The 12581-nt window shown below is 58.4% G+C and carries 10 protein-coding genes; 7 read left to right on the forward strand and 3 right to left on the reverse strand.

Features of this window, described 5'->3' with window-relative positions; genetic code table 11:
* Positions 1 to 10: 10 nt before the first annotated feature.
* The 4 genes from AC2FHW_RS10715 to AC2FHW_RS10730 all read left to right on the forward strand — a co-directional run bounded on the left by AC2FHW_RS10715 (position 11) and on the right by AC2FHW_RS10730 (position 4969).
* Positions 11 to 850 (forward strand): carbohydrate ABC transporter permease, encoded by an 840-nt coding sequence (locus tag AC2FHW_RS10715; RefSeq protein WP_271949335.1) that lies wholly within the window; start codon positions 11 to 13, stop codon positions 848 to 850.
* Positions 847 to 1881 (forward strand): Gfo/Idh/MocA family protein, encoded by a 1035-nt coding sequence (locus tag AC2FHW_RS10720; RefSeq protein ID WP_271949334.1) that lies wholly within the window; start codon positions 847 to 849, stop codon positions 1879 to 1881. The genes AC2FHW_RS10715 and AC2FHW_RS10720 overlap by 4 nt, the downstream gene beginning before the upstream one ends.
* Positions 1878 to 2873 carry an ABC transporter ATP-binding protein gene (locus AC2FHW_RS10725; RefSeq protein ID WP_142636668.1) on the forward strand — a complete coding sequence of 332 codons (996 nt, stop codon included), beginning with the start codon at positions 1878 to 1880 and terminating at the stop codon, positions 2871 to 2873. The genes AC2FHW_RS10720 and AC2FHW_RS10725 overlap by 4 nt, the downstream gene beginning before the upstream one ends.
* Before the next feature lie 206 nt (positions 2874 to 3079).
* Positions 3080 to 4969 (forward strand): PhoX family protein, encoded by a 1890-nt coding sequence (locus tag AC2FHW_RS10730; protein WP_271949332.1) that lies wholly within the window; start codon positions 3080 to 3082, stop codon positions 4967 to 4969.
* Between the two features lie 47 nt (positions 4970 to 5016).
* On the opposite strand, the gene AC2FHW_RS10735 is transcribed toward AC2FHW_RS10730, so the two are convergent.
* Both AC2FHW_RS10735 and AC2FHW_RS10740 read right to left on the reverse strand, forming a co-directional pair.
* The gene (locus AC2FHW_RS10735; RefSeq protein WP_271949329.1) at positions 5017 to 5583 is read right to left on the reverse strand and encodes a tetratricopeptide repeat protein; all 567 of its coding nucleotides are present in this window, start codon (positions 5581 to 5583) and stop codon (positions 5017 to 5019) included.
* Positions 5584 to 5613: 30 nt separating this feature from the next.
* Complete coding sequence (locus AC2FHW_RS10740; RefSeq protein WP_271949327.1) at positions 5614 to 6096, reverse strand: Lrp/AsnC family transcriptional regulator; 483 nt, start codon at positions 6094 to 6096, stop codon at positions 5614 to 5616.
* Positions 6097 to 6204: 108 nt separating this feature from the next.
* Between AC2FHW_RS10740 and putA the strand changes: the two genes are divergently transcribed.
* Positions 6205 to 9606, forward strand: coding sequence for a bifunctional proline dehydrogenase/L-glutamate gamma-semialdehyde dehydrogenase PutA (putA, locus tag AC2FHW_RS10745; protein WP_496821895.1), 3402 nt, complete (start codon positions 6205 to 6207; stop codon positions 9604 to 9606).
* Positions 9607 to 9648: 42 nt separating this feature from the next.
* Positions 9649 to 10392 carry a rhomboid family intramembrane serine protease gene (locus AC2FHW_RS10750; protein WP_496706652.1) on the forward strand — a complete coding sequence of 248 codons (744 nt, stop codon included), beginning with the start codon at positions 9649 to 9651 and terminating at the stop codon, positions 10390 to 10392.
* Here AC2FHW_RS10750 and AC2FHW_RS10755 read toward each other — a convergent pair.
* Positions 10357 to 11199: an IclR family transcriptional regulator gene (locus AC2FHW_RS10755; protein ID WP_496821896.1), complete on the reverse strand. Its 843-nt coding sequence runs from the start codon at positions 11197 to 11199 to the stop codon at positions 10357 to 10359. The genes AC2FHW_RS10750 and AC2FHW_RS10755 overlap by 36 nt on opposite strands.
* Before the next feature lie 189 nt (positions 11200 to 11388).
* Between AC2FHW_RS10755 and bhcA the strand changes: the two genes are divergently transcribed.
* The gene (bhcA, locus tag AC2FHW_RS10760; protein WP_496821897.1) at positions 11389 to 12579 is read left to right on the forward strand and encodes an L-aspartate--glyoxylate aminotransferase BhcA; all 1191 of its coding nucleotides are present in this window, start codon (positions 11389 to 11391) and stop codon (positions 12577 to 12579) included.
* The last annotated feature ends 2 nt before the right edge of the window (positions 12580 to 12581 follow it).

Raw genomic sequence — 12581 nt, forward strand, 5'->3', positions numbered from 1 at the left:
GGGCCAAGTGATGAACAAAGCACGCCATAACCCCCTCAACACCGTAGCGATGCACGCTGGGCTGATCCTGTATACGCTGATCGCTCTGTTCCCGGTCTTTGTGATCCTGATCAACAGCTTCAAAACCCGCCGGTCGATCTTTCGCGAACCGCTGGCCCTGCCCAACGCAGACAGTTTTTCGCTGATCGGCTATGAGACGGTGATGAAGCAGGGGGATTTCTTCCTTTACTTTCAGAACTCGATGATCGTCACCGTGGCGTCGTTGTTCTTTATCCTGCTGTTCGGTGCCATGGCGGCCTATGCGCTGTCCGAGTACCAGTTCAAAGGCAACCTGCTGATGGGCCTGTATCTGGCACTGGGGATCATGATTCCGATCCGCATCGGCACTGTCGCAATCCTTGAGATGATGGTGGCGACCGGGTTGGTGAACTCACTTTGGGCGCTGATCCTGGTCTATACGGCACAGGGTTTGCCGCTGGCAGTGTTCATCCTGTCCGAATTCATGCGGCAGGTCAGTGACGATCTGAAAAACGCCGGGCGCATCGACGGGCTGTCGGAATATACGATCTTCTTCCGACTGGTGCTGCCACTGGTGCGGCCCGCCATGGCGACGGTGGCGGTGTTCAACATGATCCCGATCTGGAACGATCTGTGGTTCCCGCTGATCCTGGCCCCGGCTGAGGAGACCAAGACCCTGACGCTGGGCAGCCAGGTCTTTATCGGTCAATTTGTCACCGACTGGAACGCGGTCCTGTCAGCCTTGTCGATGGCAATCCTGCCGGTCCTGGTTCTCTATGTCATATTCTCACGCCAGCTGATCCGCGGCATCACGTCAGGGGCTGTCAAATGACACGTGTTCTGATCGCAGGTCTTGGCAATATGGGGTTCAGCCACGCGCTGGCCCATCACCATCACCCCGACGCCCAGATCGTGGCGTTGGTGAACCGCTCGGGGCACGTTGAGTACCCTGATCTTGCCGAATACCCGGCCTATTCCGATTTCGAAACCGCGCTGGCCAAAACAAACCCGGATCTGGTCGTGATCGCCACCTATTCCGACAGCCATGCGGATTATGCCTGTGCGGCGATGGAAGCCGGGGCGCATGTCTTTGTAGAGAAACCGCTGGCCACCAATGTCGCTGATGCGCGGCGCGTGGTCGAAACCGCCATCCGACTGAACCGCAAGCTGGTTGTTGGCTACATCCTGCGCCACCACCCCTCGTGGGTGCGGCTGATTGCCGAGGCCCGCAAACTGGGTGGGCCTTATGTATTCCGCCTGAACCTGAACCAGCAATCCAACGGTGCGGAATGGGAGACGCATAAAGCGTTGATGCAGACCACCTCGCCCATCGTGGATTGCGGCGTTCACTATGTCGATGTGATGTGCCAGATCACTGATGCCCGGCCCGTCCGTGTCCACGGAATGGGTCTGCGGCTGTCCGATGAGATCGCGCCCGACATGTACAATTACGGGCAATTTCAGGTGGTTTTCAATGACGGCTCGGTCGGCTGGTATGAGGCCGGCTGGGGCCCGATGATGTCGGAAACCGCATTCTTCGTGAAAGATATAGTGTCGCCCAACGGTTCGGTCTCGATCACCGACGGGAACAAGGGCGCCTCGGCGGATATCGACGGCCACACAAAGGTTGGCGGTCTGCTAGTCCACACACCGCAAGGCGACCACACAATCGACATGCCCGGTGAACCCGGTCACCAGGAACTATGCGATGCCGAACAGGGCTATATGCTGCGCGCCATCGCCGAAGACATAGACCTGACGCGTCATATGAATGACGCTGTCCAATCCCTTGCCATTTGCCTGGCCGCAGATGAAAGCATCCGCACTGGCCAGCCCGTTTCCTTTGAGGAGCAAGCGACATGACCGCCCTGACGCTGAACAAAATCAATAAATCCTTCGGCAATGTGCATGTCCTAAAAGACATCACGCTTGAAGTCGAAGACGGCGAGTTTGTCGTCTTTGTCGGCCCTTCGGGCTGTGGCAAATCCACCCTGTTGCGGGTGATTGCCGGGCTCGAGGATGCATCGTCCGGTGAGATCAACATTGGCGGGCAGCAGGTCAATCTGGTGCCGCCATCCAAGCGCGGCATTGCGATGGTATTCCAAAGCTATGCGCTCTATCCCCACCTCAGCGTTCGGGGCAATATGACCCTTGCACTGAAGCAGGAAAAGCAGCCCAAATCGGAAATCGAAGGCCGCGTGGCCAAAGCCAGCCGGATGCTGAACCTGGAACCCTATCTGGACCGCTTCCCGTCCGAACTGTCAGGCGGTCAGCGTCAGCGGGTTGCCATTGGCCGCGCCATCGTGCGCGAACCCAAACTGTTCCTGTTTGATGAGCCTCTGTCCAATCTGGATGCCGCGCTTCGCATGAATACGCGAATCGAGATCGCCAACCTGCACCGAGCACTGGACGCCTCGATGATCTATGTTACCCACGACCAGACCGAAGCCATGACCCTGGCCGACAAGATCGTTGTTCTGCGTGACGGCCGGGTAGAACAGATCGGCAGCCCGATGGAACTGTATAACAATCCCGCGAACCAGTTCGTAGCAGGGTTCCTCGGCTCTCCGTCAATGAATTTCTTGCCGCAGGGGTTGCTGAACGAAAGCGGTCAGAACACGATTGGCATCCGGCCCGAGGACCTGTTTGTTGCAGATGACGGACCACTCACCGCGCGTGTCAGCCATGTCGAAAAGTTGGGCGGAGACACAAATGTCATCGCGCAGATCAATGAACACGCCATAACCGCCCGGCTGTTTGGCCAGCATGCGATATCCGAAGGGCAGGAATTGCGTTTCGCCTATTCACCGGACAAGGCCTATCGGTTCACTGCGGACGGTCAGCGCCTTACCTGACCGCTTTTCCTGGCAAAAAACCAATAAAAACAAGATGTCATCAGCCCGTTTTGACGGACTGATCCAATCGGCGTATCCTAACGCATCCAAAGTTTATCTGTTTCCTGAGTATCCCGGCACCATTGTTAATGGTGCTGTTATTACCCTGTCACAAATGCCCCCTAAATCCGTTTCATCGACTTTTCACAGACAGCCAGGAGCAATCCATGAAAGACGTTGACCCTACCACACTTTCCGCCGACGATTGGGACGAGCTGCATTTCCCCCGCCCCGAAGAAAACGACTTTGACCGCGTTGTCGAAAGCGCAATTTCCCGCCGTGGATTTCTGGCGGGTGTCGTGGCCTTTGGCTCTGGCGCGGCTGCGATGGGTACTGGCCTACTTGGTTCGACCTCGGCGCAGGCACAGGCAGCATCCCGGTTCGCCTTCACCCCGATTCCCGCACAAACTGATGGCACCGTCCATGTGCCTGAAGGGTTTGAGTGGAAAATCTTGATGCGCTGGGGCGATCCGCTGTTTTCGGATGCCGATGGCTATGACATCGCCGAGGGAGGTCCGGTCGAGAGCTCGGACCGAATATTTGGCGAGAATACAGACGGGATGCATACATTCACGTTCCAGGGCCACCAGCTGATCGCGATCAATCACGAATATCCCAACGGCAAGATCAACCTGCCCGCTGCGCAGGAAGGTGTTCCGGCCAGTGCTGACGACGTGCGCAAACTGCAGAACCTGCAGGGTGTGACCGTGATGGAAATCACCGAAGGCCGCGAAGGTTGGTCCGTGGTCAAGGACAGCCCGTTCAACCGGCGCATCCACCACAACACTGAGATGAACATCGTCGGCCCCGCTGCCGGCCACGACCTGCTGAAGACCGAGGCCGACCCGACCGGCACAACCTCGCTGGGCACCATGAACAACTGTGGTGCAGGCAAGACGCCCTGGGGCACGTATCTGACCTGCGAAGAGAACTTTAACGGCTATTTCGGGTCCAGCGACGAAAACGCCAGCTACGATCAAAAGGTCGCGGACGGCTTCAAGCGCTATGGCGTCAAAGCCGAAAGCTGGAATGGCTACGAACTGTTCGATCCGCGGTTCGACACCTCCAAAAACCCAAACGAGCCGCACCGAGTGGGATGGATCGTTGAAATCGACCCGACCAAACCGGACAGCACCCCGGTCAAACACACCGGTCTTGGCCGTTTCAAGCATGAGAATGCCGAGGTGACTCTGGCCGCTGATGGCCGCGTGGTTGTCTATATGGGTGATGATGAGCGGGGCGAGTATCTGTACAAATTCGTCTCGAACGGCACCTATCAGCCCGGCGGCGAAACCCAGAATCTGTTGAACGACGGCACGCTTTATGTGGCGAAATTCGATGACGACATGACAGGCACCTGGCTGCCGCTGACGCCGGATGCAACCGGCATGGATGCGGCGGATATTGCGATCTTCACCCGATTGGCGGCATCCAAGGCGGGTGGCACGACCATGGATCGCCCTGAATGGGTGGCGTCCAGCCCGGTAGCGGTCGAAGCCTATTGCTGCCTAACCAACAACAAGAACCGCGGCGTGAAACCAAATGCCGGGGGTGATGATACGTCGACCAACGGCCCCAACCCGCGTGAGGCCAACAAATATGGCCAGATTGTCCGCTGGAAACCCGCCGATGACGATCACGCAGCCGACGCGTTCGTCTGGGATCTCTATGTCATGGCGGGAAATCCGACGGTGCACTCTGACGCCCGCGCCGGGTCGGCCAATGTGAACGAGGGCAACCTGTTCAACTCACCCGACGGAATGACCATTGACTCGACTGGTCTGGTCTGGATCCAGACCGACGGCAACGACGACAACGAAGAAGACTTTGCAGGCCACGGCAACAACCAGATGCTGGTCGGCGATCCGGTCACTGGCGAAATCGCCCGTTTCATGACCGGTCCGAAAGGATGTGAGGTCACGGGGCTGGCTTGGTCCAGCGATCTGCGCACCATGTTTGTCGGCATTCAGCATCCCGGCAGCGAATGGCCGGATGGTGGCACGCCGCGCTCATCGGTGATCACGATCAAGCGCACCGATAACGGGCTGGTCGGTTAAGCTGTTCCAGATTGTCCCCGGTCATATGGGTCGGGGACGTCTTTTCCTCAGATATCCTTACCCGGCGGCTCCAACGGTCCGCCCGGAGCCATCAGGTGGCGCTCGGACAGCCAGGGGTTAAGCTCCAAGGCATGTGACAGTGCCGCACGGGCTTCATCGATCCGATGCAAGCCAAGCAGTGTCAGGGCGCGCCCGCTGATCGCCGCGACATGGTTCGGAGACAGCTCGATCGCCTTGTCCAGATCCGGCAGTGCAGATGCGAAATCCTGGCTAAGATAATATGCAAAGGCGCGCTGATTGTACCCCTCGGCATAGTGCGGGCAGTATTCGATGAGCTTGTCAAACTCCTCGATGGCGCCCCGAAGGTCCCAGCCACTGCGGCGGGTCATGCCCCGGTCCAGAACGGCCTGCGCAACAGCGTCGGGCGCATCGGTCCAGAACTCCCATAATTGATTGGAAAATGTCTGGGCTTCGGCCTCGTTTCCAACATCCTGAATTTGCGCGATTACGGCCGAGATGCTTTCGGTATGATCCGGCGAGGACGGGCATTCTTCAGACCAGGCGACACCCGGAGGGGCCGCCAACACTAGCAGAGGGAACACAAAACGCTTCATACGCGTATGGTGACGCGCTCGCGCAATTCGTCAACCCACCCTGTCCAAAGCGCCTGAAACAACGGTTTCCTTAACTGCCTCCATCGCCACAAAGGTCGAGGTATTCGCCACATGCGGAAGCGAGGATATCTTCTCAGCCAAAACGGCGCGGTATTCCGACATTGAACCAGTGCGGATTTTCAGCAGATAGTCGAAATTCGACGCGATCATATGGGCTTGCTCGATTTCGGGCACCTTGCGGACTGCGGTGTTAAACTCGGCCAGTGCCTTCTCTCTCGTGTCGGTCAGGCGCACCTCGACAAAAGCCACATGGTCCAGCCCCAGTCGGATCGGGTCCAGTAAGGCGCGATACCCGGTGATCACCCCGCTAGCCTCAAGTCGCTTTAGACGTGCCTGGGTTGGGGATTTCGACAGCCCGATCCGCCGCGCTAGGTCGGCAACTGATATGCGCCCATCCTCTGAGAGAATCGCCAAGATCGCTCGATCAAACCGATCCAAATCCGGAAAGCTCATTTGCACGGCATTATCCCCTAAAAACAGTCCATCCGACCAGATGAATTAAAAAATACGGCAATCGTCCTGAGAAATCGACATTATATTCAACAAAAGCCTGGAGGATTCATGTCACACAGCCTGAGCACCCATATCGACAGCCAAACCTACGCTGATCAAACCGCCGTTCTCGACAATCTTATCGATCATGCCGCGCTGTCTGAAACTGATCGCGCCCAAATCTGTGCGGCAGCCGCCCAGCTTGTGCGTGATATTCGATCCAGTACATCGCCGGGCATGATGGAGGTGTTTCTGGCCGAATATGGCCTGTCTACCGATGAGGGCGTGGCGCTGATGTGTCTGGCCGAAGCGCTGCTGCGCGTGCCGGATGCCGACACGATCGATGCTCTCATCGAAGACAAGATCGCGCCGTCCGACTGGGGCAAGCATCTTGGGCAATCCTCCTCGCCGCTGGTGAATGCCTCGACTTGGGCGCTGATGCTGACCGGTAAAGTCCTCGACGACGGCAAGCCCTCGCCTGTCAGTGCCCTGCGAGGTGCGATCAAAAGACTGGGTGAACCGGTTATCCGCACGGCCGTCGGGCGCGCAATGAAGGAAATGGGTCGTCAGTTCGTGCTGGGCGAGACCATCCAGTCGGCCATGGAACGTGCCAGCGGGATGGAGGCCAAGGGCTATACCTATTCCTACGATATGCTGGGTGAAGCCGCACGGACCGAGGCCGACGCGGCCCGATATCATTTGTCTTATTCCCGTGCCATCACCGCCATTGCAGAGGCCTGCACCCATGATGACATTCGCGCCAATCCAGGCATCTCGGTAAAGCTGTCAGCACTGCACCCCCGGTATGAGTTGGCCCAGGAACAGCGAGTGATGGCCGAGCTTGTCCCGCGCCTGCGCGCTCTGTGCCTTTTGGCCAAAGCCGCTGGCATGGGCCTGAACATCGACGCCGAAGAGGCCGACCGCCTGTCGCTGTCCCTGCAGGTCATCGAAGCGGTGATGGCCGAGCCTGCACTCGCAGGATGGGACGGGTTCGGAATTGTGGTTCAGGCCTATGGTCCGCGTGCTGGAATCGCTCTGGACGCGCTCTATGGAATGGCCGAGCGCTATGACCGCAAACTGATGGTGCGGCTGGTCAAAGGCGCCTATTGGGATACCGAAATCAAGCGCGCTCAGGTTGAAGGCGTAGAGGGTTTTCCGGTGTTTACCAGCAAGGCCGTGACCGATGTCTCCTATATTGCTAATGCGCGAAAATTGCTGGGCATGACCGACAGGATCTATCCGCAGTTTGCCACCCATAACGCCCATACGGTCAGTACAATTCTGCAAATGGCAACTGATCAGCCTTTCGAATTTCAGCGGCTGCACGGGATGGGAGAAACCCTGCACCATCTGGTTAAGAACGCAAACAACACACGCTGCCGCATATATGCGCCTGTCGGGGCCCATCGTGACTTGCTGGCCTACCTGGTGCGGCGACTGCTTGAGAATGGTGCAAACTCTTCATTCGTGAACCAAATCGTGGATGATACTGTTCCCCCAGAGGAGGTTGCGGCCGATCCGTTTCTCACTCTCCTCGAACCGGCGCGCGCCATTCCAACCGGACCCGAGCTGTTTCAACCCGAGCGGCCCAATTCGCAGGGGTTTGACCTGCGGCACATTCCCACTTTGGACCGGGTCAACGCCGCGCGGGACGCGTTTCGGACGCATCACTGGTATGCGCGCCCGTTGTTGTCCGGCGATGCGCGGCCCGATGACGATCAGCCCATCGTCAACCCCGCACAGTCGCGGGATCGCCCCGGTGCCGTTGCCCCGGCCAGCGCACAAGATGTCGAGCTTGCTTTGACTGCAGCCACCCCCTGGCAGGTAGTGGCAGATCAACGCTCGCAGGTTCTGAATGCCGCCGCCGACCTTTACGAGACCCATTTCGGTGAACTTTTCGCCCTGCTGGCCCGTGAGGCTGGTAAGTCCCTGCCCGATGCAGTCGCCGAACTGCGCGAGGCGGTAGATTTCCTGCGCTATTATGCGGCGAATATACCCGACGCAGAACCAGCGGGTGTGTTCACCTGTATCAGCCCGTGGAACTTTCCGCTGGCCATTTTCACCGGTCAATTATCCGCCGCTTTGGCCACTGGGAATGCGGTATTGGCAAAGCCCGCACCGCAGACACCATTGATCGCGCATCGCGCCGTTGAATTGCTGCACGAGGCCGGAGTGCCACGCAGCGCGCTACAGTTGCTGCCGGGCGGTCCATCGGTGGGCGCAGCCCTGACCTCGGACCCGAGGGTGTCGGGAGTGGCCTTTACCGGCTCGACCGGGACCGCCCTGAAAATCCGTGCTGCCATGGCCGGAAACTTGCGGCCGGGAACGCCTCTGATCGCGGAAACTGGTGGCTTGAATGCGATGATCGTGGACAGCACCGCCCTGCCCGAACAGGCGGTTCAGTCCATCATCGAAAGCGCGTTCCAATCAGCGGGGCAAAGATGTTCGGCCCTGCGCTGTCTCTATGTCCAGGAAGACATTGCCGATGATCTTCTGACCATGCTGACAGGGGCTATGGATGCGCTGCTGGTTGGTGATCCCTGGCCTATCTCAACCGATTGCGGCCCGGTGATTGACGACGATGCTCGTCGCGGCATCGCCGATCACATCGCATTGGCACGGTCCGAAGGGCGTGTCCTGAAAGAGATGTCCGTCCCTGGTGACGGCACGTTCATCGCCCCAACCCTTATCAAAATCCCCGGCATTGCCGAGTTGGAGCGCGAGGTGTTTGGCCCCGTCCTGCATGTAGTGCGGTTCAATTCCTCAGAGTTGGATCAGATCATCGCCGATATCAACGCCACAGGATACGGGCTGACCTTTGGCCTGCACACACGGATCGACGACCGCGTTCAGCACATCACCGAAGCTGTTCATGCCGGAAACATCTACGTCAATCGCAACCAGATCGGCGCCATAGTTGGATCGCAACCCTTTGGCGGCGAGGGCCTGTCGGGGACCGGCCCAAAGGCGGGTGGGCCGAACTACCTGACCCGTTTCTGCGCCCCGGACCGGAAGGTCAGTCCCGAGCAATGGTCCACCGATATGACCGATCTACCATTACCAGAAGGAAAATCTGCTGAGATCAAGGCGCGGTTGCTGCCCGGTCCGACGGGTGAATCGAACCGCCTGAGTGAATTCTCACGCGCACCGCTATTGTGTATGGGCCCCGGAGTTGAAGCCGCACAAGCGCAGGCCAACGCGGTCAAAGCACTGGGCGGGCGGGCTATAACTGCTATCGGCGCGTTAGACCTGCACCGGCTTGAAATCCTGACTGGCTTCTCGGGCGTATTGTGGTGGGGCGACGACGCAACCGGTCAGGAAATCGAGCGTCATCTGTCCCGGCGTGCAGGCCCAATCATCCCTCTGATCCCCGGCCAACCAGATCGCACCCGCGTTCTGGGAGAACGACATGTCTGTGTCGACACCACTGCTGCGGGTGGGAATGCCGCATTGCTGGGGGGTGCGGCCTAAACAGGCCTTGACGCTGGGCAGCCAACCGCCCAGCGTCGCACCATGTTTCCAATTCGTGACCATAACCCTTCGGGGCGCACCCCATATGTCATCTATCTGTTGATGGCAGCGAATATCCTGATTTTCCTCAGCTATGCGGGAAGCATGGAGAACCAGCGACTGATCACCCAGCTGTATACCGATTATGCGGTGGTGCCCGCCCGGGTTACGGACGGTTACACGCTTGAGACCCTCGTGACCTCGATGTTCCTGCATGGCGGCTGGATGCATCTGGCAGGAAACATGCTGTTCCTGTGGATCTTCGGCGACAACCTCGAAGACGAAATGGGCCACCTGCCCTTTCTGCTGTTCTATCTTGCCGCGGGTATCGGGGCCGGTCTGATCCACGTCGTCACAGCGCCACAATCTCTGGTTCCTACGATTGGTGCGTCTGGCGCAATAGCTGGCGTCATGGGTGGCTATTTGTTGATGTTCCCCAAAGCGCGCGTGGACATCCTGCTTGTTCTGGTGATCTATTTCCGTGTCTTCTCGATCCCGGCGTTTGTCATGCTAGGCGTGTGGCTGGGTATGCAGTTCATTGGGAGCCTGTCCAGCAACCCCGACGAGGGCGGCGTCGCCTATTGGGCCCATACCGGGGGCTTCCTTGTTGGTTTGCTCTTGTGCATACCCCTTTGGTTGCGGCGCGGCGCGAGTGACTATTGGAACCGCACCCATGGGCATCCGCCCCATCCAGAGCACAAATACAAGCTGTCACAATCCCGCATCCCCCGCATCCCGCGCCGGTAAGCGCCCACCGCTGAGCAAGGTAATCTCTTGCGCGGCGGCTTGTACCAATCGGCCCAATTCCGGCGCGCGTTCAGTGCTGAACCGGGCGGTAGGGCCAGATACGGAAATGCCCGCACAGGGTTCCCCCCGGTCGTTGAAGATGGCCGCACCGATGCATGACATCCCCTCGTATCGTTCCTCCCGATCATGCGACCACCCGCGGGCCCGGGTCTGATCCAGATCGCTTTGCAGTGCATCGCCGGGCACCAGTGTTTGAGGCGTGAAGACCTTTGTGTCCAACGTGCCCAGCGCTTTGATCAATGCAGCCTCGTTCAACGCGGCCAAGATCGCCTTACCGGTGCCCGAGGCATACATCGGTGTCCGCGCGCCCGGTGGAAAAAAGGCCCGGATCGGATTGGCCGTTTCGACCTGCCCCACAAACACCACTTCGGCCCCGTCCGGAACGGCCAGATTCGCCGTTTCGCCGCTATCCTGCATCAGCCGGCGTAAAATGGGCCTTCCGATTTCGATAACACCATTACGGCGTAGAAAGGACGCTCCGGTGCGATAAGTCTCGATCCCGATCATCCATTCTTGACGCTCTTCATCAAAGGCGACGAAACCGTGCTTCTGCAGCGTCACCAGAATTCGGTGTGTTGTGGCCGTGGGCACATCAACTTCGCGCGCCAAATCGCTGAGTGCTGCGCGTTCCAGACTGGCTACTGTGGTCAAAACGCTAAGCGCCCGATCCAGCGATTGCATGGTCCCGGCCGAGCTTTCCTTGAACAGCGATTTTGGTCTGCCGCGTGGCCTTTTCTGCGTTTCCATCCCAGGCATTTCCTTTCAGCTGTCCAGAGTTTCTCGCGTCCGGATTTCCTGCACGTAAAAATGAAAAACGGAAAAGTTTAATATATCAGTAGCTTAATATTTATCTTAAATAAATGAAAATATTTTTCAAGAAAATTGCGTAATGCAGCTTTTTCCCGGACACTTATCTCCAAAGCAGAGGAACAAGCCATGTCGAACCAAAACCCGGTTTTCATTCCCGGCCCGACCAACATACCTGATAGATTGCGCCTTGCCATGCAGGTCCAGACGCAGGATCATCGCGCGCCGGACTTTGTCCAGACATTTGCACCCGTACTGGAAGACACCAAGAAGGTCTTTGATACGGCTGCGGCACAGATCGTTACCTTTCCCGCCAGCGGCACAGGTGGATGGGAGGCTGCAATCACCAACACGCTCAGCCCAGGTGATAAGGTCCTGATTGCGCGCTATGGCGTTTTCAGCCACCGCTGGATTGATCTGTGCACACGTCACGGGCTTGACGTTCAGGTCATCGACTGCCCTTGGGGCAGCGGCGCTCCCGCTGACCAATTTCAGACTGTTCTGAGTGGGGACAAAGCGCATGAAATTCGCGCCGTTCTGGTCACTCATAATGAGACGGCGACAGGGGTGCTTTCGGATATCGGGGCTGTAAGGCGGGCGATGGATGCCGCCAATCATCCGGCGCTTTTGATGGTGGACTGCGTCAGCTCTTTGGCCTCTGTACCGTTCGAGTTCGACCGCTGGGGCGTCGACATCGCGGTTTCGGGATCGCAGAAGGGATTCATGCTGGCCACTGGCATGGCCATCCTTTGCGTCAGCCAGAAAGCGCTGGACGCGATGGAAACCGCAGAGCTGCACCGGACCTTTTTCGATTTCCGGGATATGATGGCGGCCAATGCGACCGGAGGGTTTCCCTATACACCACCTCTGCAACTGATCTACGGACTGCGTGAAAGCCTGAAGATGCTGTTTGAAGAAGGCTTACCGAATGTTTACGCCCGTCATCATCGGCTTGCCGAGGGCGTCCGGCGCGCCGTCGATGCTTGGGGGCTGGAACTGGTTGCTCAATCGCCAGACCTTTACTCGGACACGGTCAGCGCAATCTACGTGCCCGAAGGGTTCGACAGCAACATTCTGACCGACCATGCCTTTAACACCTACGGGATGTCCTTTGGTGTTGGCTTGGGCCAGTTGCACGGCAAGGCGTTCCGTATCGGGCATCTGGGCAGTCTGACAGATGCGATGGTCCTGTCCGGACTCTGTACGATCGAGATGGCAATGGCCGATCTAAGCTATCCGATCACGTTGGGCTCTGGCGTCGCCGCAGCCCAGGAACACTTTCGCGCCACACCCGGCAACCGAACCGAGGCCGCGGCGTAAGG

The organism is Ruegeria sp. YTSA108 (genome assembly GCF_059610185.1).